This is a genomic window from Virgibacillus senegalensis (assembly GCF_000821245.2).
GTDB classification, from domain to species: domain Bacteria; phylum Bacillota; class Bacilli; order Bacillales; family Amphibacillaceae; genus Sediminibacillus; species Sediminibacillus senegalensis.
Map to the genome: position 1 here is coordinate 1,656,281 of NZ_LN611425.1, position 23,199 is coordinate 1,679,479.

23 protein-coding genes are annotated in these 23,199 nt (G+C 44.2%); 6 read left to right on the forward strand and 17 right to left on the reverse strand.

All coding sequences use genetic code 11. The annotated features are described in order from the left end of the window. Positions 1–21 precede the first annotated feature (21 nt). The 4 genes from BN1067_RS19215 to BN1067_RS19230 all read right to left on the reverse strand — a co-directional run bounded on the left by BN1067_RS19215 (position 22) and on the right by BN1067_RS19230 (position 5,126). Positions 22–1,236, reverse strand: a complete 1,215-nt coding sequence (locus BN1067_RS19215) for a M48 family metalloprotease (protein ID WP_053220408.1) — start codon at positions 1,234–1,236, stop codon at positions 22–24. A gap of 105 nt (positions 1,237–1,341) precedes the next feature. Beyond that, positions 1,342–2,883 (reverse strand): fatty acid--CoA ligase family protein, encoded by a 1,542-nt coding sequence (locus BN1067_RS19220; RefSeq protein ID WP_053220409.1) that lies wholly within the window; start codon positions 2,881–2,883, stop codon positions 1,342–1,344. A gap of 443 nt (positions 2,884–3,326) precedes the next feature. After that, complete coding sequence (locus tag BN1067_RS19225; protein ID WP_053220410.1) at positions 3,327–4,322, reverse strand: lipoate--protein ligase; 996 nt, start codon at positions 4,320–4,322, stop codon at positions 3,327–3,329. Between the two features lie 72 nt (positions 4,323–4,394). Beyond that, a complete protein-coding gene (locus tag BN1067_RS19230; protein ID WP_053220411.1) occupies positions 4,395–5,126 on the reverse strand; it encodes an MBL fold metallo-hydrolase in 732 nt (243 codons plus the stop codon). Between the two features lie 99 nt (positions 5,127–5,225). Between BN1067_RS19230 and yhfH the strand changes: the two genes are divergently transcribed. Beyond that, a complete protein-coding gene (gene yhfH, locus BN1067_RS19235) occupies positions 5,226–5,354 on the forward strand; it encodes a protein YhfH (protein WP_110943589.1) in 129 nt (42 codons plus the stop codon). Between the two features lie 128 nt (positions 5,355–5,482). Here yhfH and hemY read toward each other — a convergent pair whose 3' ends face one another. The 4 genes from hemY to BN1067_RS19255 all read right to left on the reverse strand — a co-directional run bounded on the left by hemY (position 5,483) and on the right by BN1067_RS19255 (position 11,437). Beyond that, positions 5,483–6,892, reverse strand: a complete 1,410-nt coding sequence (gene hemY, locus BN1067_RS19240) for a protoporphyrinogen oxidase (protein ID WP_053220412.1) — start codon at positions 6,890–6,892, stop codon at positions 5,483–5,485. Next, positions 6,885–7,835 carry a ferrochelatase gene (hemH, locus tag BN1067_RS19245; RefSeq protein ID WP_053220413.1) on the reverse strand — a complete coding sequence of 317 codons (951 nt, stop codon included), beginning with the start codon at positions 7,833–7,835 and terminating at the stop codon, positions 6,885–6,887. Before hemH ends, hemY begins: the two co-directional genes overlap by 8 nt. Before the next feature lie 50 nt (positions 7,836–7,885). After that, entirely contained in the window at positions 7,886–8,923 is a 1,038-nt protein-coding gene (gene hemE, locus BN1067_RS19250; RefSeq protein ID WP_053220414.1) for a uroporphyrinogen decarboxylase, read from the reverse strand. Between the two features lie 351 nt (positions 8,924–9,274). After that, complete coding sequence (locus BN1067_RS19255) at positions 9,275–11,437, reverse strand: transglycosylase domain-containing protein (protein ID WP_053220415.1); 2,163 nt, start codon at positions 11,435–11,437, stop codon at positions 9,275–9,277. Between the two features lie 352 nt (positions 11,438–11,789). On the opposite strand from BN1067_RS19255, the gene BN1067_RS19260 reads away from it, so the two are divergent. Continuing rightward, positions 11,790–12,287: an antibiotic biosynthesis monooxygenase family protein gene (locus BN1067_RS19260; RefSeq protein ID WP_053220416.1), complete on the forward strand. Its 498-nt coding sequence runs from the start codon at positions 11,790–11,792 to the stop codon at positions 12,285–12,287. A 112-nt stretch (positions 12,288–12,399) separates the two neighbouring features. On the opposite strand, the gene BN1067_RS19265 is transcribed toward BN1067_RS19260, so the two are convergent. The 6 genes from BN1067_RS19265 to BN1067_RS19290 form a co-directional block, all read right to left on the reverse strand. Further along, positions 12,400–12,891, reverse strand: a complete 492-nt coding sequence (locus BN1067_RS19265) for a thioredoxin family protein (protein WP_053220417.1) — start codon at positions 12,889–12,891, stop codon at positions 12,400–12,402. Continuing rightward, entirely contained in the window at positions 12,888–13,325 is a 438-nt protein-coding gene (locus BN1067_RS19270; RefSeq protein ID WP_053220418.1) for a disulfide oxidoreductase, read from the reverse strand. Before BN1067_RS19270 ends, BN1067_RS19265 begins: the two co-directional genes overlap by 4 nt. A 163-nt stretch (positions 13,326–13,488) precedes the next feature. Beyond that, positions 13,489–14,121 (reverse strand): response regulator transcription factor, encoded by a 633-nt coding sequence (locus BN1067_RS19275; RefSeq protein WP_053220419.1) that lies wholly within the window; start codon positions 14,119–14,121, stop codon positions 13,489–13,491. Between the two features lie 29 nt (positions 14,122–14,150). Beyond that, on the reverse strand, positions 14,151–15,188 hold the full coding sequence (locus BN1067_RS19280; protein WP_053220421.1) for a sensor histidine kinase: 1,038 nt from the start codon (positions 15,186–15,188) through the stop codon (positions 14,151–14,153). A 12-nt stretch (positions 15,189–15,200) separates the two neighbouring features. Further along, positions 15,201–15,974, reverse strand: a complete 774-nt coding sequence (gene liaF / locus BN1067_RS19285; protein ID WP_053220422.1) for a cell wall-active antibiotics response protein LiaF — start codon at positions 15,972–15,974, stop codon at positions 15,201–15,203. A gap of 162 nt (positions 15,975–16,136) precedes the next feature. Beyond that, positions 16,137–16,793, reverse strand: coding sequence for a phosphatase PAP2 family protein (locus tag BN1067_RS19290; protein WP_053220424.1), 657 nt, complete (start codon positions 16,791–16,793; stop codon positions 16,137–16,139). 134 nt (positions 16,794–16,927) lie between these two features. Between BN1067_RS19290 and BN1067_RS19295 the strand changes: the two genes are divergently transcribed. Both BN1067_RS19295 and BN1067_RS19300 read left to right on the forward strand, forming a co-directional pair. Further along, positions 16,928–17,368 carry a ferritin-like domain-containing protein gene (locus BN1067_RS19295; protein WP_053220425.1) on the forward strand — a complete coding sequence of 147 codons (441 nt, stop codon included), beginning with the start codon at positions 16,928–16,930 and terminating at the stop codon, positions 17,366–17,368. A 516-nt stretch (positions 17,369–17,884) separates the two neighbouring features. Beyond that, complete coding sequence (locus BN1067_RS19300; protein WP_110943590.1) at positions 17,885–19,054, forward strand: M20 family metallopeptidase; 1,170 nt, start codon at positions 17,885–17,887, stop codon at positions 19,052–19,054. A 2-nt stretch (positions 19,055–19,056) separates the two neighbouring features. On the opposite strand, the gene BN1067_RS19305 is transcribed toward BN1067_RS19300, so the two are convergent. From BN1067_RS19305 to BN1067_RS19315, 3 genes are read right to left on the reverse strand one after another with little or no spacing between them, the layout of a single operon-like run. Continuing rightward, positions 19,057–19,773, reverse strand: coding sequence for an EcsC family protein (locus tag BN1067_RS19305; protein ID WP_053220427.1), 717 nt, complete (start codon positions 19,771–19,773; stop codon positions 19,057–19,059). A gap of 12 nt (positions 19,774–19,785) precedes the next feature. After that, on the reverse strand, positions 19,786–21,000 hold the full coding sequence (locus tag BN1067_RS19310; protein ID WP_053220429.1) for an ABC transporter permease: 1,215 nt from the start codon (positions 20,998–21,000) through the stop codon (positions 19,786–19,788). Then, positions 20,993–21,736 carry an ABC transporter ATP-binding protein gene (locus BN1067_RS19315; protein ID WP_110943591.1) on the reverse strand — a complete coding sequence of 248 codons (744 nt, stop codon included), beginning with the start codon at positions 21,734–21,736 and terminating at the stop codon, positions 20,993–20,995. The genes BN1067_RS19310 and BN1067_RS19315 overlap by 8 nt, the downstream gene beginning before the upstream one ends. Positions 21,737–22,230: 494 nt before the next feature. On the opposite strand from BN1067_RS19315, the gene BN1067_RS19320 reads away from it, so the two are divergent. Continuing rightward, entirely contained in the window at positions 22,231–22,659 is a 429-nt protein-coding gene (locus BN1067_RS19320) for an HIT family protein (protein WP_053220430.1), read from the forward strand. 107 nt (positions 22,660–22,766) lie between these two features. Further along, positions 22,767–23,141 carry a YtxH domain-containing protein gene (locus BN1067_RS19325; protein WP_053220432.1) on the forward strand — a complete coding sequence of 125 codons (375 nt, stop codon included), beginning with the start codon at positions 22,767–22,769 and terminating at the stop codon, positions 23,139–23,141. Positions 23,142–23,199: the final 58 nt, after the last annotated feature.

Sequence of the window (23,199 nt, forward strand, 5' to 3'; positions counted from 1 at the left end):
ATCCCATCCCTTCTCTTATTGTTACGAAGAAGTACCGGGATTAGTTTCACGTTCGGACAGCTCTTTTTCAATTCGGTCGATCCGCTCCTGGATTGGAGGATGGCCGAACCGCAGCCACTTGACCCAAAAAACAGGGGACACATCACTCTTCGACTGCTCAGCCATCCGCCGAAAACTGGACATACCTGCCCGAAGCTGATCATTATCACTTTGTTCGACTGCATAGCGATCTGCAGAGGACTCAATCTGGCGCGAAACTACCAAAGATACCGGTTGGGCAGCAGTTAACAGCAAAGAAAAAATCAACAACAATAACGGCACTGCACGCAAGTCATTCTTTTTTAGATAGGACTGGTTATCTAAAACATTTCTGCAAACAATGCGGTAAAGTAAAGCGCCGGCAACAAGCAGGAACAAACTCAACAACAGGTAACCAGCCACTCCGAAAAACACATGGTGCTTCACATAATGACCAATTTCATGGCTGAGAATAAACAGCACTTCATCCTGCGGCATGCCGTTCAACGCAGTATCCCAAAGGACAATCCGGGCATTACCCATAATCCCGGTAACATAAGCATTGAAGGTAGTCGTCTTCTCACTCATATAGACCTGAAGAATGGTCGCATCTTCTAAGCCTGATTTTTCCGTCAAATCCTCGATAGCTGTACGGAGCGATCCCGGCTCCATGACAGCGAAATCCTCATACAGCGGATCAATCCAGACTGGCTGAATATATACCACAAACAGCGCTGCTGGAAGAGCGATCAGCCATAAACCAAACCACCAGTTTTTAAATCTGGCCATCAGCACCAGGGACAGATAAATACCAGCTGCTAAAACGAACCAGAAAAACAGACTGTCCAGCCCAAGCTCATAAAACCAGTTACCGACCGTTTGATTGCTCGTCCCTTCCTTCCGGCTTATAACTAGCCAAAGGAGGTTAAACGGGAGACGGATAACCTGATAAGCGATGGTCAACAACAAGGAAAAGAGCAGCGTTTTCAGCCAAAGCTTGCCAGTAAATCGCTCCATCCAATCGACCCAGACGATGGACCAGCCTTTTTTGAAAATGGTATACAACAGCAGCCATTCCAGCGGTAATTTGGAGAAGTACATGGCATGTGCCATAGCTGCATAACGAGAATCACCATACGTTTCCAATGGATAAAAGAATAGGAAATATCCCCAAATCATGATAAGAAAACCCAAATAAGCTGCCAGTAACTTTTTCATTTTGATTTCCTCCTGCCCGAAAGTAGCAATTTCAGAAAACAAATCCCCCGCCGCCCGACAGGAGATTCTTAAATTTTACCATATTCTTTTATCCATACTAAAAGCTCAAAACTGTGCTACTTTCTCACGCAGCTGCTTGCGCAGAATTTTTCCGGTCGTATTTTTCGGCAGTTCGTCCAAAAACTCTACAACCGAAGGCACCTTATATTTGGCAAGCTGCTCCCTGCAGAAACCGATGACATCGGATGTACGTAATCCCTCATTTTCCGTGACGACAAAGCAGACAACAGCCTCTCCTTGCTCAGGATCGGGCATGCCGACAACTGCTACTTCCTCGATATCGGGATGCTCATATAATACCTCTTCGACTTCCCGTGGATATACATTATAGCCACCGACAAGTATCATATCTTTGCGCCTGTCGACAATATAGAAATACCCTTCTTCATCCATCCTTGCCATATCTCCAGTGTACAGCCAGCCATCCCGTAATACTGCCTCTGTCTCTTCAGGCAGCTTATAGTATCCAGCCATGACATTAGGACCGCGGACAACCAACTCTCCTACTTCGCCTGGAGGAAGCTCGTTCCCCATTTCGTCGACTATCTTATTTTCGACGTTTTTGATATTGGTGCCAATAGATCCAGGTTTCCGTTCCCGATCGAGCGGATTAAAGCAAGTAACCGGTGATGCTTCCGACAACCCATAACCTTCAGACACCATCACACCGAATTTCCGTTCAAAATTTTTCAACAAGGCGACTGGCATCGCAGCCCCTCCGGAAATACAAAGACGGATGCTCTGAAAATCCTCCTCATGACCGCCAGCTGTTTGCAGTAAATAATTATACATGGTCGGCACCCCTGCAAAGACGGTCGCCTGCTGCTCTTTGGCAAGCTTAAAAACCGCTTCAGGAGAAAACTTGGGTACAATCAGTACGGTTCCACCGTTCATTAACGGGGCATTTAGCGCAACTGTCAAACAAAAAACGTGGAACATTGGAAGTGCTGCGATTACTTTTTCCCTTCCATCCATCTGGAGGTAATCTGCCGTATCCTTGGCATTGGAATAAAGATTGCGATGCGTCAACATCGCGCCCTTCGGTTTCCCCGTTGTACCGGAAGTATAGAGTACAAGGGCAACGTCTTCTTCCTGCAGTTCCGGACGGTCAAAACGGGCATTTCCTTCCCCCACCATTTTTGAAAACGATTTCATTTTTGCTGACAGAACGGTATCGGCGATCTCGGTACCCGCCCCGGTCTCAGCGATGATGATATGCTCTACCTCCTCCAGGACATCCGCGATTTGCACGAACTTTCCGGATAGCATATCCAGTGTCACAATTCCTTTCACATCTCCATTTTGCAAAATATAAGAGATTTCATCCGACGTATAAATCGGATTGATCGGGATGACAATGACTCCTGCACGCAAGGCCCCATACAAACCAATAATAAAATGCGGACTGTTTCCAACTACCAGAGCGAGATGGTCACCCTTTTGGTAACCGAGACTCACCAGGCTGTCGGCAAATTTGTTGATAATGCCTTCCAATTCCAAATAAGTCGTTTCTTTGCCATCAAATATGTATGCCGGTTTCTCGGGATGTTGTTTGGCAGTGATAGATATCTGCTCACTTATATTCATCGTATCCCTCCCTGAATGAATAGTCATTCATTATGCCCTTATCTTTCATTATAAGCCAAAGCTTATCCCCTAGCAAGATAGTATTAGAAAAAACTGGAGGCACATAGAAAAGCGCAGGCGCCTTGCTTACCCCCGACAAGCTTAAGAAAAGACTCGGAGTGGCGTTCTTCTGCCACACCGAGGATTGACTTAAGACCTCGAGGGGGTAGGCGCCGGAGCTGGACATAGAAAAGCGCAGGCGTCCGTGTTTAAAGGAGTACAGGCTAAATCCGCCACGTCCTGTGGCAACGACTGCATGACCCGCATCGTGCGGGCCTCCGACAAGCTTAAGAAAAGACTCGGAGTGGCGTTCTTCTGGTACGCCAGACCAAAGGATACTTGTTTAGCCCATTGAAAAGAAAGAAATCCCATTCAATTGTAATAAATGGGATTTCCTCTTATCCTTAATAGATTAAATCAACAAACTCTTCCCTAGAAATTTTACCGAGATAGTGGCTGATATCAAGGTCACTCAAGGCTTCTTCGATTGCCTGCCTGTTATAACGAATTCCCGTGAGTCTATTCTCTACATCTTCTATATCCCCAACGCCAAAGAAATCGCCATAAATTTTTATATTTTCAATCGTGCCTTTTTTGACATCAAGCCGGGCATCGACAGAACCTGCCGGGAATTTGTGTGACTGTTGAATATTAAAAGCCGGAGAGCGACCATAATTCCAGTCCCAACGCTGATAACGTTCTTCTGAAAGCTGATGGATGTTCTTCCAATCTTCCTCTGTCAACTTGTATTGCGGTACGTCTTTTACATCCTCCACATCGAAAATGTAGCGGAGGATCAATGCTTTAAATTCTTCCATCGTAATTTTCTCGTCGAGAAATTCAGAAATATTGGCTACGCGACTGCGGATGGATTTGATACCCTTGGATTTGATTTTCTCCATCTTAACATTTAAAGCGGAGACCACGTTTTCAATTTCGGAGTCAAACATAAGGGTACCGTGACTAAACATCCGGCCTCTCGTGGAAAACTGGGCATTACCCGAAATTTTTCTTCCGTCAACCAGTATATCATTTCGTCCCTGAAGTTCGGCATTGACCCCTAATTTTTTCAGTGCATCGGTTACCGGCTCAGTAAATTTTGCGAAGTCATGAAAACTGTTGCCATCATCTTTGGTAATGAAACTGAAGTTCAGGTTCCCTTCATCATGGTAGACCGCTCCCCCGCCAGAAAGCCTGCGGACAACATGAATACCGTTGGAATCCACATAATTGGTATTGATTTCTTCGATAGTATTTTGGTTTTTTCCAATTATGATCGAAGGCTCATTGATGTAGAATAGCAAATATGTATCATCCGCACCGAAGTTTTTCAGAATATATTCTTCGATTGCCAGGTTAATATGGGGATCTGTGATTCCCTCATTATCGATAAATAACATGGATACCCCTCCTTAGAGCTTGTATTTTCATTTTACCTAAAGTCTCAGTTTAGGGCAATTCATGGGACTTTTCTACCCTTGCCAAGTCCATCCTTCATGGGCCAGCTGAATGATTCCGGAAAATTTTCTGCCAGCCTCCTCTTGCAGAACCGCTCGATTTCCAAAGTGCGGTAAGTGAGTGAGCAGCAGCTGTTTCACCCCTGCTTTTGCCGCAAGCTCACCGCATTGGCTGCTTGTCAGATGTCCCGCTTTAGCAGCTTCCTGTCCATGATAGAAGCTGCATTCACTCACCAATAAGTCTGCTTCTCTGCTGAAAGGAATCAGGTCCTGCTTGAAACTGGTGTCCGCCGTATAAACGATAACCTGGTCACCATTCGTAATCCGCATCGCATAGCAAGGAACAGGATGGTTTGTCTGTATAAAGGTGAACTGGAAAGGACCAACCTGCAATGCTTCATCCGGGTGATAGGCAATTCCCTCTGTGAATTGATGCGTGAGAGCCAGAAAACCTGTTTTGTCTTCGACATGTCCGTAAACCGGCAGCTTGCGATTTCTGTTGTGCAAACTATTCTGAACGAGCCAGCTGTACTGTAACACACCAATATCAGCAATATGGTCCTGATGGTAATGGGATAACACAACGGCATCCAGCTCGGTTACATCTATAAACGTCTGCAGGCGGGAAAGAACACCGCTTCCACAATCAATCAAACACCGGAACCCATCTTGTTCAAGAAGGTAAGCAGAGGTCGCTTCTCCTTTCTCTGGGTAGGCTCCCCAATAACCAACTACTGTCCATTTCAAAATACTCACCTCTTTAAAATTGTTATGAAACAGATGGTTGAATTTTAACCTCTGTTGTAATACAATAAAATTACACTAACATCTGGAGGGGATTTTCTTTTGCTAAGCATTGTAGAGTTTTTTAAAAACCTGCCACGAAAAAAATGTCACAGTTGCGGGAAAGAAATACTCGAAAAAGCTGATTGTTATGGTAATTTATGTGACCAATGTGATCATCCTGCAAGATAAAATCATTCTCTACTATCATTGTTTTATAAGCCGCTATTCGTTTTCTTTCTTCTCGAAGTAATATTAGTTCTTAAAAAAACAACCCTATAAAACAAGCAAAGGATGTACATCCTTTGCTTGTTTTTTTGCTATATTTGCGAATTTAAATAAGACAGCACCTGATCAACTGCCGCTTCTCCCTGATCGATGCAATCAGGAATTCCGATTCCTTCATAGGAACTTCCAGCCAAAAATACACCTGGAAGCTCTGCTTGCATCTTATCCCGGACAAATTTCAAGCGTTCTTTATGCCCGACAGAATATTGCGGCATGGCGTTTTTCCAACGGCTAACCATTGAAAATTCAGGTTCCTTGTCGATTTTCATGATTCTCTTTAAATCATGCAGGACAATATCGACAATTTCCTGATCGGTTAAATCAACCACTTGTTCATCACCAGGACGTCCTACGTAGCAACGGAGCAACACTTTTCCGTCCGGAGTCGATTGCGGCCATTTTTTGTGTGTCCATGTGCACGCAGTGATGCGATAGTCACTATTCCGTGACACGACAAATCCGGTTCCGTCTATATCCTTTTTGATGGCGGATTGATCAAAAGCCAGGACTACGTTTGCCACAGAAGTCGCCGGCATCTCTTTGAATGCATCCATGAACTCATATTGGCTGAGCATCCGTCTTGCAGCAAAATGCGGGGCTGCCAGAACAACGGAGTCTGCCTCGATTGCTTGCCCGTCGCTGAGCAGCAGATGATAGTGATCATTCTTCCGCTCAATATGATCGACTCCCGTTCCTTTTAGGACTGTCCCGGGATCAAGATTGGCTTCAACCCCTTCTACAAGGGATTCCAGACCATTTTGGAGCGAATAAAACATACTCGGTTTCTTACCTTTGTTGTTCTTCTTCTTTGGTACGGTTTTTCGCAGCCCTTTAACAAGGCTGCGATGTTCCTGCTCCAACTCATAAAAATTAGGGAACGTTGCCATCAGGCTAAGTTCATCAATATCCCCGGCATATATGCCGGAAAGCAACGGCTCGACAAGATTTTCGACCAATTCATCGCCAAAGCGTCGGCGAAAAAACAACCCGAGAGACTGATCGGCCGCCTGCTTTCCTTTAGGCTTGATAAAATCAAGCCCTGCCCGTAGTTTTCCCTTTGCGGAAAAGATGCTGGAAAACAGAAACGGGCGCACTTGAGTAGGAATGCCCATAAATGAACCGCTCGGCATTTTATGCAGCTTTTTGTCTACCAAAATATACGATTGGCCTGTACCGTTTTTTATCAATTCGTCCTCTAATCCAACTTCTTTGACTAAACGTGTTGCCGAAGGCTTTCTGATCAAAAAAGAATCAGGACCGCGTTCGAATGTATAGCCATCGCGTTTGACCGACATGATTTTCCCGCCCAGGCGACTGCTTGCTTCCAACAGTTTCACCTTATAGGGCAGCTGCTCTTCTTTTATTTTTTTCTGCAAGTAATAAGCAGCTGTCAACCCAGTAATTCCTCCGCCAATGACTACGATTTCTTTCTGATCACTCATTGGAATCATTACTTTGGCGATACTTACGGAGCACTACTTCTGCCAAAGTATGGAGAAATTCCGGCTTAGCGTTCGGCATTTCCGGGCGATAGTAGTTGGCACCCAATTCGTCACACACAACTTTACATTCATAGTCATTATCATAAAGCACTTCTAAATGATTGACGACAAATCCAACCGGTGCATACACAAAAGAACGATATCCTTTTTCATGGTAAAGGTCCCTGGTCAAGTCCTGTACGTCGGGTCCCAGCCAAGGGTCAGGCGTATTTCCTTCACTTTGCCATCCAAGTTCATACTGCGTAATACCAGTAGCTTCCGAAATCAATTCGGCTGTACGCTTCAGTTGATCTGGATATGGATCGCCGTGTTCCAAAATCTTCTCTGGGAGACTATGCGCGGAAACAACCAAAACCGCTTTTTCTTTTTCCTGTTCACTCATTTGACCGTATACTTTCGATATCGCTTTTACCCAGTAATCAATAAAACCAGGCTCGTCATACCAACTCTCGACAGATGTAATCTGCGGTCTGCCATGTTTATCTGCTTCTTTTTGGGCACGGTCATTATATGACTTCACACTGAAGGTGGAATAATGAGGAGCTAGCACCAACGAGACCGCTTCTTCAATACCGTCTTCTGCCATTTGCGCAACAGCATCCTCAATAAACGGTTCAATATGCTTCAATCCAAGATAATGGACAAATTCTACCTCATCCTGCATCTCATTAAGACGATCCTCAATGCCCTGTGCCTGCTGCTTGGTAATTTCCGCTAGCGGAGAAATACCCCCAATTGCACGATATCTTTCTGTTAAATCCTCAAGCATTTCCGGAGTTGGCTTTCTGCCGTGCCGGATATCCGTGTAATAGCGTTCAATATCTTCTTCCTTGTATGGCGTACCGTATGCCATAACGAGTAAACCGATTTTTTTCTTCGCCACTTTCCAACACCTCTTTGCTTTTATCTCTTATTTCTTCCTCTTATCTGACGTCACTTGCGGCGCGAATAGTCGTGGATGAAATCTGTCAATCTTTTCAAAGTAGCCGGTTCGATTTCTGGTGTTACACCATGACCTAGATTAAACACAAAGCCTGGCTGTCCTTCTGCTTCATCCAAAATCGCCTGGGCTCTCAATTCCGTAGCCTTCCAACCCGAAACAAGCAAGGCAGGATCAAGGTTTCCTTGCAACGTTTTGGTGATTCCCATTTCACGTGCTTCCGTTATCGATGTCCGCCAATCCAGACCAAGAACATCAACAGGCAGGTCATTCCATTCCAAAATCAAATGGCGTGCGCCGACTCCAAACAGAATCAGTGGTACACCTTCTCCGCGCAACTCGGAAAAAATCCGCTGCATCACAGGCTTGATGTACTCCCGATAATCAGCCGCATGCAAGGCACCCACCCATGAGTCAAAAATCTGAAACGCTTTTGCTCCTGCCTGGATTTGCGCCTTAGCATACGTGATTGTCATGTCCGCCAGCTTATCCATCAACGCAAACCAGGCTGCCGGATCACTGTACATCATTGCTTTCGTTTTATGATAATTCTTGGATGGTCCGCCTTCAATCATGTAACTTGCCAGCGTAAATGGTGCACCGCTGAATCCGATCAAAGGTACGTCCAGCTGTTCTTCTGCAAGAAGACGAATCGTTTCCAGTACATAGGGAACATCTGAAACAGGGTCAATCGTACCCAGTTTTTCGACATCACTCTTAGATCGGATCGGCTTGTCGATGACCGGCCCGATTCCGGATTTGATTTCCACATCCACCCCAATAGCCGGCAGCGGCGACATAATATCTTTGTATAGAATCGCAGCGTCGACTCCATAATGCTCAACAGGAAGCCTTGTCACATAAGCACAGAGCTCCGGCTGGTGTGTAATCTCGAACAAGGAGTATTTTTCCTTTAGCTTCCTGTATTCTTTTTGAGACCGACCCGCCTGACGCATGTACCATACAGGTGTATAATTGGTCGGTTCCCCCCTGAATGCTTTCAGTATTGTATCGTTGATTTTTCTTGCCATCCGTTTCACCCTTTATCTCTAATCCATTCCATAATCACTATACCGATTAATAAAATTGATGTATAGCAATTGGCCTTATTTGTCACCAATTTGTGCGTTGTTGCACAATTGGTCGATTGAGCTCGGTTCTATTACTCAAAAGATAGGAAAGACGACTATCCTTTTCGTGCACTTTCCTACCCTTTCTATGCAAATTGGCGATGCTAACAGGTTACTGGAATACCTCCGTTTTGTGCGGGGAGTTAGGGAGTTTTCTAATGAGCTCCACCTCCGCCAGGTCTCCCCCCCAATGATGCGGAATTGTTACATCAAACCAAGGAAAATAGTAACAAAATACCAACAGATTCTCCATTAAAAATCAAGTTTAAATTGCGCCTTGTTGGACGGTTTTCCTTTCTGTCCCGTTAACGGGTCAACAGGTCTGACGTAATAAGAAGCACTATCAAATAAACTAATACGGTTAATTTGATAGGAGCCATTTCCTTCCACTTCCCCAATTTTTTGTTCCTTGCCTTCTTTGACTCGATAGATATAATAGATGACTCGATTATCATCAGCAGCCGTCCAAGTCAGTTTGCCGCGTATCAAAGACAAGCCGCCAAGCTTGTAGTTAGCCGATAAATCTGCAACCTCCGGCAATTTGACGGGTTCCTCAACATCTTTGACATTCTCTGGTTTTTCAAACGCCTCTGCCAATTTATACTGCTTATCGAGGTCAGTCAGAATAGCTTTTGTTAACCTTGTCGGGACTTCACTTCCGGTCGTCAAATAATGATCTTTATCCGCTTGATCGTAACCAATCCATAGTGCACTGGTATATTCAGGCGTGAAGCCGGCAAACCAAGTATCCTTGTTTTTTCCTTCAACAGATGGATGCTGGGTGGAACCGGTTTTTCCCGCCAAAGCGCCCTTATAAGCGCCGGCTTTTCCCGTTCCACCCTCTACGACAGCTTCTAGCATCCGCACCATGCTCCATGCTGTTTGACGCGAAAACACTTCTATGTTTTCCGCTTCCGGTCGTTCCAGTTGCTTCCCATTGCGATCATATATCTGGCTGATTGCCGACGCTGTAGCCATTTTTCCGCCATTTGGAAAGCTGCCATACGCTTGGGCTAGCTGCAATGGCGTAACGCCTTGCTCAAGTCCTCCAAGTGCAATGGCCAGGCCATTATCAGGTAAAGAAATCTTCATCTTATTTAAATATTCTTTTGCATAGGATACACCGATCTCGTTCAGTAACCAGACTGCGGGCGCATTTTTCGACTGCTGTAATGCTTCATACATGGTTACTTCACCCTGATAATTCCCGTCATAATTTCGGGCAGTATACTCCCCATAACTCCGTTCTTCGTCATTCAGCAGGGAATAAGGATCATAGTCGTCCTGCATCATGGCTGGGCCATATACAGCGAGAGGTTTCATCGTAGATCCTGGTTGTTTATTCACCATCGCACGATTCAGACCGCCAATTTGATAATCACGTCCTCCGATTGCCGCAGCAATTTCCCCGGATTGATGATCTAATAATACAAAGGAACCGTCTACACCGGATGCTGATCCGGAAAAATACTGATCATCTTGAAAATGCTCGTAAGCAGTGCGCTGGGCATACTCGTCAATATTGACGACAAGACGGTATCCACCACGCTTCAATTCCGGCAGTGTAAGCTGGTACTTTTCTGCCGCCTCTTTGATTGCCAAATCCATGTAGGAGTCATTCCAAGGGGTATCCTCCTCTTGCTTCTGGTTTATCCCCAATGTTTTTCCCTGCAACTGAAGCATTTCTTCGGTTTCCAGCATATCCAGCTGATTCATTTGCTGTAACACCAAATCGCGGCGTTCCTTTGCTTTTTCTTCATCTACAAGGGGGGAATAGGTATTAGGTGCCTTCGACAGTGCCGCAAGCATCGCACCTTCCGTCACCGTCAGTTCACCCACCTGTTTACTGAAATAAAATTCCGCTGCCGTCTCTATCCCATATATTCCATGGGCAAAATAGATTTCATTCAAATAATATTCAAGTATTTTCTTTTTGCTGAAATTGCGTTCCAAATAAATGGCAGCCATGACCTCTTTGGTTTTTCGCATCCATGTCTTCTCATTATGCAAGAACAAGTTCTTCGCCAGCTGCTGTGTAATGGTACTGCCGCCTTCTGCTTTTTCCATGGTAATGATATCGCGAAAGACCGCTCGGGTCACAGACTTGAAATCTACTCCGGCATGGTCATAAAACCGGTTGTCTTCTATAGCAAGAAACGCGTTCTCCACATGGTCGGGAATTTGTTTAATCGTGACCGGACGGCGATACTCCTCATAAATTTCACCGATTCTTTCTCCTTCTTTTGTTTCCACAATCGTTGCTGCCGGCAGAACCAAATCTTCATCATCGACAACAAACCTGCCACCGAACAAAATGGTCAAATAACCGATCAGGCCCAGTAAAAAGACCGCCCCCACAATAAGCAGCGGCCATTTCAACCGTTTAATCCATTGCAAAATAGTATCTATATTCATCTTTGCCACCTTTATCTTTTGTCCCTGTATCTTTTGGGTATTTCTAAGAAAAGCCATTCCTCTCATTATACGACAGAAGGATGCCTCAATAAATAGGAATGTTTGTACAGCCAGTTTCATAGACTCCGGCAAGGTGTCCAAAAGCCATGTGAGAGCTTTAATTGTTCTCAAGGGCGAATCATCCGATTCAACCGTTCTAAAAACATAAGGCTTTCATTTGGCGGGATTATTGATAGAAAGTTGCACGGATTGAAGCTCCTTTGCTAAGCTGGAAGTGTATAATAGGCATGTGACAAACCTTAAATGGGTATATAAAAGAATACCAATCATTTGCAAAAGGCAGGCGAGGAAAATGAAAGCGTATATTACGAACGGAACCTATGATTTTCTTAAAAAAATCCAAGCAGATCATCCTGACATTTCCATATACCTCATGCAGGCTGACGATACGACCCTGGCTTATTACGAAGGCAAAAAAACTGATGTGTTCGAACAAGCAAGAAACTATGAAAGTTTTGTTGCTGATGGAGAACTACAGCAACACGGTTTTGTCGTTATGAACAATATTCCCGTCACTTATGAAGGAAAACCGATCTTCGAAGACCAGTTTAAAAGACGCGCAGGGTCTATGAATGAAATTCCGGGATTTCAGGCGTTACGTGTCTTGCGGCCGCTACAGGGAAACAAATATGTAGTGTTGGTTCAATGGGATTCCATGCAAAGCTATCGAAACTGGAAAGATTCTGATGCCTTCAAGGCTGCGCATTCCTCCTCCAAGACGAAAAAGCGACCGCCTTATCATGCCGGTCCCTCCTATACGACAGAAGCAAACATAATTGAACCTGAATAATTAGCGGGGAGTTATAGAAGACTTGCCAAAAGGGAAATCGCTCGAGGATTCCCCTTTTCTTTTTTGATGACATAAAAAAAACAGGCTGTCGATTGAATCGACAGCCTGTTTTTCATTGTTCCTGTTCTTCCCCATCTAAAACGTTATCCTGAAAAAAGGAATCCCATGTTGTCACAGATTGCTCCCCGCTGATTCGTGCTGTTTCTTCTCCGTTTTCAAAGTGAATTACCGTCGGAGTTCCTTCAATATTATAAGTTTTCCATGGTTGCTGAAACTCTAAAATATTCAACTTTTTCAAATCGATTCCATATTCCTTTGTCATCGGAACAATCACCGGGGTGGTATTCTGACAGTGGACACATTCCGGACTGTAAAAATAAACAGTGACGTCTTCCTCGTTATCCAGCTTTTCTTCCAGTTCATCAGGAAGGATCTGATTCTGGTATAAATCATCATCCAGCTGGTCTATGGTCGACTGGCGAAGATCCTTTTTTCCATAAGGATTGTCTGCCATTTTTTGGTTGTTTTGATAGCTGACAATAAAAATCAATGCACCGATGAGTATTACAATAACCCCTAGGATAATCCACATTTTTTTATTCAATCGTTACCTCTCCTTTGTTGCAAAAGCAAAGTAATATGTAAAACAAAAATGACGATGAAGGCCGTCAAGGCTAAAAACGGAATGGTAATAAAACCAAAGTAATTTACATACTGGCCATTACATGGAACTAATCCGCAAGCTTCTCCTGCTTCATGAAGTGACGGGAGTTTTTGGATTAAGTAATGGTAAGTCGAAACACAAATGCCGATTCCACTCAAAATCAAGCCCGGCAAGCCAAGTCGAATGTCTTTTTTTACAGCTGCATAGCCATAAATAACGACAAGTGGATACATTAAAATTCGTTGATACCAACATAACTCACAGGGTTCGTATCCCATGAATTCGGAAAAAAACAGACTTCCAAGCATTGCAGCTAAAGCTTGTCCCCATATGATCAACAGAATGTTTTCCTTTGTTTGTTGATTGACTGCCATTAAAAACACCTCTTCCAAACGCATACAAAAACATTATACTAGCGAAATACATAAAAACAAAGGGGAAACATTTAGAAAACGCTGAGACCTACCCCTCTCTGATTTCATCTGGATACTATCATCCAACCAAAAGTCCCTTTCCGACATGGAAGGGACTTTTCGATTACTTTTGGAAAAGACCGTTTTTATGTGCATAGACAGCAGCCTGAGTCCGATCGTGGACTTCAAGCTTACTTAAAATATTGCTGACATGTGTTTTCACCGTCTTAATTCCAATATAGAGTTGTTCGCTTATTTCCTGATTGGTCAGACCGTCGCCAATACACATTAAAACTTCCAGTTCCCGCTCGGTCAATTGCTCATGGGGCTTTGCTTCGGAAGGGCGGAAGCTGGTCATCATTTTGCTGGCTACCTTCGGCTCTATCACAGGTTCCCCATCTGCAGCTTTCTTGATGGCAGCTGCTATCTCATCTGCACTGGACGTTTTGAGCATATAGCTGTATGCCCCTGCCTCCAATGCCGGAAATACTTGTTCATCGTCATAATAGCTTGTAAGGATGATCACTTTACAACTTGGATTGGAACCCATGATTTCCCGGGTTGCTTCGATTCCGGTGCCGTTCTCCATAATCAGGTCCATAAGCACCACATCCGGATCCGTTTCCCGCACAACTTTTGCACCCTGCATGCCATTAGATGCTTCCCCGACTATTTCAAGTCCCGGCTCTGTTTTTAAATAGGCGATTACGCCTTTTCGGACAATTTCATGGTCATCTACCACAACAACTTTAATCATGCTTGCCGCTCCCTTTCCCTCTGTTTCACTCATAACGGTATTCTAATATCAATATGTGTTCCCGTACCGACTTGCGAACGGATCGAAAACGTTCCGCCAATTTCCTCACAGCGTTCTTTCATTGTTTTCAATCCGTACGAAGTTTTTTTACGCTTATCCGTTGTGACGTCAAACCCGTTCCCATTGTCAGCTATATGTAAAAATAACTCGTTATGTCTCTCGACGATTTCGAGCGTTACTTCTGTTGCATCGGCATGCCGTAATGTGTTTGACAACGATTCCTGTACAATACGGAACAAATGCTCTTCAGCAGTAGCCGACAGGGCTTCGACTTCCTCCACTTTAAGCTGAAAGTTGATTTGGCATTTTTGCCTTAATTCTGCTACCAGCTCCTGAACCCCTTTTTTCAATGGCTGACCAGACAAATCCACCGGCCTTAAATGGAGCAATAAAGCCCGCATTTCTGTTTGGGCTTTCAGCGCTGTCTCCGATATTTCTTCCAATTGTACCTTCGCCTGTGCCGGATCACGGTCGAACAGCCGTAAAGAAGCCTGGGACATCATGGTCAAAGCGAACAGCTGTTGGCTGACGGCATCATGCAAATCACGTGCCAAGCGCTGACGTTCTTCAATAGTGGCAGCCTTATGAGCGGATTTGGCATACTCTGACCGTTCATCGGCCATCCTTTTCAGCGATTTCACTTGATTTTGCAGTTTTTCACCGAGTTCATTCAATTCCTCTCCGATGCGTGCAATCTCGTCCTCTTCACTGAAATAGACACGAGAAGTATAGTTGCCGCGTGATAATTGGGCGATCAAAACCGACAAATAATCCATCCGATCCTTCATATCGCCGCTTGACCTAAACCCGACATAAATAGAGATGAACACACCCAATGTTATGTATAGCAAAATAGTAATGAAAATGCTGGTGACATGAAGCCATTCCGGCTGGAATAGTACCAATATCGATAACAGGATGGCCAGCAGGGTGATCGTCGTTAAAAACAGACCATATAACAGTGAACGGATATACGTGTAACGGATGGTATTCAAGTGCTTTAACATATCCTGTCCCCCCTAAACCCTGTCAACCCGGATAGATCCTGCCTTCATGCTCAAAAATATATCAAGCTTTCTCGTTGCCTGTTTATAATTAGGCGTTTCATAGAAAATCTCCCGATTCATTCCTTCCGCATTCATGCCGAACACATTGATTTCACCTGCTTTTACCTGAGCTTCAATCGACAACTCGACATTTTCCGGCATTAACACACGGATGTCGCCTGCCCATCCCTGGATACTGATGGGAATTTCCTCGTCCGGGATGAACGCTTTCGTAAAGTCAATATGGTAATCCCCGACTGCATTCCACAAATCCATCGGTTCCACCCGCCAGTTCGGTTCGCTGAAGTTATGCTCTCCAACGGCAAGCCGCTGTTTTTTGGGAAATTTCCTATTTCCCCTAAGATCATCGGTGTCAAAGATAAACTGAAATTTGCGCCTTCGTTTTCTTTTGGTCGAATTTCCAAAAATACTGAACCCTAAGTACACAAGAAGCAGCGGCCACAATTTATAAACGTCTGTGAAGGAAAAAAATAGTACCCCAAAACGGTCAAGCAGAAGCAGTCCGCCAAATATCACCAGGAAGGAGCCTAAAGTAATACCGCTCTTATATTTGATACCGTCCCATGTCCATTTTATTCCAAGTACGACAAAAAAAGCAGGATAAAAATATAACCAAGCTTCCTTTATATCCCAGGAGATGATGCCAATATTCGCTAACACGAGTGCGGTCCCGAAAAATATGATGCCAATCGCTGCAACACTTCGCATAATTTGGTTGTTTTTCATGTCAATTCTCTCCTCATCCACATTATATTCGGGCCGAACAGTCAAATCCCTGCTTCATCTTTTATAATCGAAACAAAACTTACTGCCGTCTTGTTGCCTTTTCTACATTATAAAAAAAATCCCGCCGGGCTTGAACGACCGGCGGAAGGGGATTGTCTCCGTCTAGAGACGGAGACGTCGGTATTTAGGTTTGACAAAGTGCTGTAAAGCGTGATAAAAACCAATCCAAATGGAGATAAAAATAAAACCGAACGCATATCCCCCAAGGACATCGGTTAAATAATGGACACGGATTACATATCGGCTCAAACCAATCAACAAGATAAGACAAATACCAAAAACATTGATAAACAACGCTGCCTTTTGCGATTTAACATATTTTAAAAGAAAATAGATAAGCAAGCCGTAGGCTATTAAAGAAACCATCGCGTGACCCGAAGGAAAACTGTAGCCCACTCCTTCAGCTGCTGAAAACAAGCGCGGACGGTCTCTTTCCACCGCTAGCTTGATCCAATGATTGACCCTGTAGCCTATCAGGGTGCCTGATGCGAGCATAAGTGCCGCTAGCCAATCACGCGTATAAAGCAGCAAAAACAAGGCTGCAACAATAGTAAAAGGCGTGAGAAACGTTCCTGAACCTAATTCGGTCAACCAACGGAATACAAAGAACAAAAAGGTTTGGTCAAGCCCTTGAACAGCAGGTCCCGTCCATCGATCCAAAATCGGTTCCTCGTTGAATGTAACTTCCAAGGTGATAAAAACACCAGACAAAATCGCCAACAATAAAAAAGAAACAAAAAAATAAGTTCGTTTTTTCATAAGCTTCTCCTTTTAGACATGCTACTACTATTGTTATTATCTGTCTGATAATACATTCCCTAAATGTTTATAAAAAAACTGCCAGGGAATTGTACTTGTAGCAAACGAATTAACTGTGTGAAAGGATGATTAAGATGGCTGACAATGCTCAATTACAAGAACTAATCGATGGATTGAATGAGGATCTCGCTAATGAATATGCAGCAACGATTATGTACACATACAATGCGGCTGTCGTTTCCGGACTATACCGTTCCGCACTAAAACCTTTCTTCGAAGATGAAATCAACGATGAAATCGGACATGCCTTATATTTATCCGATAAAATAGCTATCTTGGGTGGAACACCGACGACAAAACCAGCTGAAGTAAAGCAGCTGACCGAAGTGAAGGCGATGCTGGAAGAAGCACGACAGGCTGAACAGGATACAATCGAACGTTATGAACAACGCAAAAAACAAGCAGAAGCATTAGGCTTTACCGAGTTAGTCGTCAAGCTGGAAGATATGATAGCAGATGAAACCGGCCATAAGGAAGAAATCGACCGCCTGCTGTCCGACTCGCGACTAGCCTAAAAACAATACACAATCCCACACTTTTACACATAGAAGACTGCCTCCATCGCTTTGTTAAGCAGGCAGTCTTTTTTAGTTGTGTCTGAATCGATCTCAATGAAACGGAGGATGAACTATCCATCTCGTGTCATGGTTACCTAAAATAATTTTATTTCAAAAAGCGACGAACCAGTTTCAAATTTTTCTCATTGTAAGGCGGAAACAAAAGCCGCACATTAATGTTAGTACCTGTCTTTAGAATGCTCTTTTCGTGTGAAAAAGTAGTAAAGCTATAATGACCGTGGTAGGCTTCTATCCGGAGTCACCCACCCCGCCAAAAGGCAGTTCAGGATTTGCCAAATGCGTCACCGTATTATTGATACTTACCCCTCCAGAAGAGACTTCCGTCAACACTTTTTCTTGCACTGACATCCCATTAGTAAGAGCCATTTTTCGGCAGACTGTCCGCCGGTTGCTTTCACTTTTCTTCCATCATTGCTGTGGTATACTGGTGAGAAAGGTAAAGGGGGAATTGTTTTGTGGAATGAAATCATGACTCGGTTGGATGATTACTATCAGGAAATGGTGGATATCCGCCGGTATTTGCACCAATATCCAGAGTTGTCTTTCCAAGAAGAAAAAACGTCCCAGTATATTGCCGATACATATGAAAAACTAGGGATTCCTTATCAGACAAAAGTCGGCGGTAACGGAGTAGTCGCAACCTTGGAAGGCGGCAAGCCGGGGAAAAAAGTTGCATTGCGCGCTGATTTTGATGCGCTTCCGATTCAGGATGAAAAAGATGTACCTTATAAATCAAAAGTGGATGGTGTCATGCATGCATGTGGTCATGATGGCCACACGGCAACATTGCTTGTCCTTGCCAAAGTTCTGCATGAATTCAAGGAAGAACTTCCGGGCACCGTAGTATTTGTCCACCAGCATGCAGAGGAGCTGGCTCCAGGCGGTGCAAAACCGATTGTTGAATCGGGAATACTCGATGACGTGGACGCCGTATTCGGCACCCATCTGTGGTCCAATACTCCAGTCGGTACGGTGGAGACATCATTGAAGGAGTTTATGGCAGGAGCAGATCGCTTTGAAATCAACATCAAAGGCAAAGGCGGACATGGAGCCCAGCCACATCAGACAAAAGATGCGATTGTGATCGGTTCTCAATTGGTCACGACGTTACAGAATATCGTGAGCCGCAGGATCGACCCGCTCGGCACGGCCGTCTTGACAATTGGCACCTTCCAATCGGGCAGTACCTTCAATATCATCGCTGATACTGCGAAAATAACCGGCACTGTCCGGACATTTGACCCGGAGATTCAAAACTTGATCATCGAAGAGATGGAAAAAATAATTAAAGGTGTCTGCACCGGTAATGATGCCAATTATGAATTTCATTATGAAAAAGGGTATCCGCCAGTTATCAACCATCCGGAAGAAGCAGCTCTCGTTTTAAAGGCTGCAGAGCAAGTACCGGGCGTGGAACATTCCCAGGAGGTTGTTCCAGGGATGGTAGGAGAAGATTTCTCTTATTACATTTTGGAAAAACCGGGCGCATTCTTTTTTACTGGAGCAAAAAAAGAAGACCATTATTATCCGCACCATCATCCGATGTTTGATATTGATGAACGTGCGCTTCCCATCGCAGCGAAAACGCTGGCCCAAACGTACAAGGCTTATCAAGAAAAATAAAATCAAGTTAACAAACGGAGACGGTACATATTCATGGCTGTCTCCCCTAATTTATCCAAAAATCGGCCGTTTGCGACGGCTCCCACCAGTGCGCCAAAGCCGGGGACCAATTGCAGCATTTTCGCTAGATCGATGGTATCCCGATACTCCTGCTGCAAGGTTCGCCAATCGACTTGACGCACCCATTCTTTCGCTTCCTGCCAATTCACAAGTATATCCAAGACCTCCTGTCTTTTCTTTTCACTCGAAAAAGCAAGCAGGAACACGTGGAGCAAAAACACTCTTTCCTCATGCTTCCTAACATCAAAACCATACAGTTGGCCAACATCGAACAAAAATTTCATTTTGATACCGAGCAGCATCGGAAAATCAGCCATTCCGAGCAAGATCCCACCGGCACCCGTTCCTGCTCCTTCAATCATTGCTGTCCGTTTATACTGTTTAAGCCGGCGTTCGACAGCTTTTTCTTTTGCCTCCAGCGTAACAATACCCGCATCTTCTACAGGAAGTATATAACGCGAAGAGGTCAGTGTCAGCTCAATCATGGACCGGATGCTTTCAGTTACCAGCTGATGAGCCTGATCGGGAATCTTTTGGTTTATCTTATTTTGGATATGCTTGGAACTGCGTTGAATCATCGATGATTTTCTTCCGGCCGATTGAACAAACCGGCGCGCTTCAGAAAGCGCCTTTTGTTCATATTTCCCTACATCCGCCATGAGAAGCACTCCTTACACAAGTCGTTTTCTTACATAGCCGTTAACGAACCAATAACTGAAAACAGCTCCGGCCGCCCATACGATCAAAAGCCCCATGAAAAGCTGCATAAACAGGAACAACAAGCCAAAAAGGAAAGTCTGGATAAGCATCAACTGCAGCAGCCAACGGAGCAGGGCACTGCTTCGCCACTCCTTCTTCACAGGATATAAATCCAGCCAGACAACTGTGCGGTGATGCTTCCACAAGCTCGTCATTTGAAAGCCGCTTAAATAAAGGAATAGCAGACAAAAGATTATTTTCATCCATATGTTCGGAACAAAAAACGCTGCCAGACCGCCGATAACGAGTAATCGAACGTACATCCCCAAGTAATCACTGCTTCTAGCAGCTGTGATCCGGTACAGATAAGCGAAAGCTTGATCTTGGCGGAATGGGATGCGCTTCACCAGAAGTGCTACAAGCCAATGTCGCTTTTTCACCTGGTTTTTCAGGTGCGGTACATCGGTAAACATATTGGCAAGCCGGTAAAAAGAACGCATTCTGGCACGATCCTTCTCGACAAGTACGTCCCAAACAAGTCCTCCGTTTTTTCGAGCCAAAAAATAGTCGTAAGCAAAAATGCCTGCCAATAGCAAAGTCGTAATTCCTGCAAGCAGATTTTCCCCGCTTACAAATAAATAAAAGACCGTAACATTAAGGATGCTCCTGACGATGAAATCAACCATCCGGATATTGGCATCACGCACTCTCAATATCCACCAGGAAGCAGCTAGATTCCATGCCTTGAACAAAACAAATAAAAGCAGGATCAAGGAATACGCAGGGCCTTCCATCCCCGCATATGCGGCATGATATAAAGGGGCCAATGCCGCTGCAGTAAGGGCAAGCAAATATATCTGGATCACAAAACTATAAATAATCGCATTCCGGAAATAAGGCTTCATTTTCATCTCTGCAGGCAGCAAAAACACAAGGTCTGCTTCCTTTAGTAACGTCCGTACCGGGCTGTAGGCAGCAATGGCACCAAACACGATACCGATCACAAGAGCTGCCGGGAAGTTCTCTGGTATATTCGCAAGCCAGCGCTGATAATAATAGGCGAGCGCTGAAACGATAAACAGCATAGCGATCACCAGGTGTCCTGTGAAAATGTACCTTAAATAACGACTGATTTCTTTCATATGGGAAGTGAACCTGTCCTTGAAAAATTGATTGGCCTCAAACATGGCTATCTTCCTTTGTCAATTCCACATACAAGTCATCAAGCGTGGCTTGTTCCATGCCAAATTGATTCCTCAAATCCCGCAAAGTCCCTTGGGCGCGTATTTTCCCATCATGAAGAATGACAAACCGGTCGCAGTAACGTTCGGCCGTGGCGAGGATATGAGTAGACATCAGCACACCGCCGCCCTTTTCCTTAACTTCATTCATCAGTTGTAAGTAAGACTGGATTCCTAAAGGATCGAGGCCGACAAACGGCTCGTCCACGACATACAATGGTGGGTCTACTAGAAAGGAGCACATGATCATTACCTTTTGCCGCATTCCCTTGGAAAAATGGACAGGGAACCACTTCATTTTCTTCTCAAGCCGAAACTCTTTTAGAAGGGGTGTCAAACGCTGCTGAAAGGTTTGCTCATCAATACCGTATGCCATAGCTGTCAAACGCAAATGCTCCTCCAGCGTCAATTCATCGTACAAAACAGGCATTTCGGGTATATAGGTGAATTTACTGCGATATGCTTCAGGTGCCTCTTGAAAAGTTTTCCCTTCAATGGCAACTTTCCCTTGCTTCGGCTGCATCAGCCCAATAATGTGCTTGATTGTGGTACTTTTACCAGCACCGTTTAAGCCGATCAATCCTACAATTTCATTAGGAAATACATCGAACGATACATCTTGCAAAACATTTTTATGTGTGTATCCGCCGGACATGTTTTCAATATGTAATAAAGGTTCCAATTCCCTACCTCCGTTTCCATCAGCATTATTTACTGATCGTACGTCCTTAATCAATCAAATTTTATCACTTCATGACGGGATTTACCAAAAAAAGAATGAATACGAAGGCAACCTGTAACACAAACTGTAAAGGAAGAAGACAGGATACATCTCCACTACCCGGAATGAGGTGTTGGTGATCGACCATCTAGTGAAAACTTATTAAACCTTTTCCTTCAGGAAACAACTACTTCAGTCAAATGGGGTGTTGACAAAAGGTTTTCAACGGTAATGAACTGAATCACATGATTCTCATTAATTACTACAAGTTATTCTACAGATGCTGAAAATATCCTTCTTCTTCGGCAGCGGGCCGTTCCAGCGCAGGTAAGTCCAACCGGATGACTTTTCCTGCCAGGACGGCCCGTTTGTTTCTTTACAGACAAAGTTGCTTTACATCCACCTCTGATCCTTTATACAATGAAATATAATAAGTACATAAAAGGAGCGATTGTATGAGCCACACGGAGGATTGTATTTTCTGTAAAATAGCAGCAGGAGAAATTCCTTCTGCCAAAGTGTATGAAGATGAGCATGTGTATGCCTTTCTGGACTTAAGCCAAGTGACAAAGGGACATACTTTGATCATTCCGAAAACACACGCAAAGAACATTTATGAAACGCCGCCGGAGGTTGCCCAGGAACTGTTCAAGAAAGTTCCAAAGGTGGCAAATGCCATCAAGGAAGCTTTTCAGCCGGTCGGCCTTAATCTACTTAACAATAATGAGGAACCTGCAGGACAATCCGTTTTTCACCTACATATCCATTTGATTCCCCGTTACGGAAAAGGGGACGGCTTTGATGCCATTTGGAAAACGAATGCCAACGCCTATTCCCAGGATGATTTGCAGCAAATCGCAGGTACGATCGGCAATTATCTATAAAAACAGACCTTTTAGGTATAAGGAAAAGTCAAATATCACAAATAGGTAGTTTCAACTCGGATTTTTACGAGAAAATAAGTATAATAAGAAGGAAAGGGGTGTATGTCATGGCTGACAGCAAATCGGTTTTATTAGGCTTTGTAATTGGCGGGGCAATAAGCGCCGCTGCTGCCTTGCTTAGCACACCGTCTTCAGGCAAGGAGCTCCGTGGACAAATGAATGCACGAAGAGACGATTTAATGGACACATTTAAAAAATTGAAACAGGAAGGCTTCCAATTGAAGGAGCAGATTTCCCAGACATCGAAAGAAGGAGCGACGATGATCAAGGACTTATCTGCCGATATGAAAACTTCCATCGAATCCTGGAAAAATACCATTGAACCGCACCAAAAAAACATTCAGACGTATTTGGCTCAAATCGAAGAAAGTTTAAAAGAGCTTGAAGAAAAAACGCAAAAACAAAAGTCAAACCAAGCTTAAAAGAGGCTGCCGCCAACATCACAAACAATGATGTTGGGGGGCAGCTTTTTTATTTTAA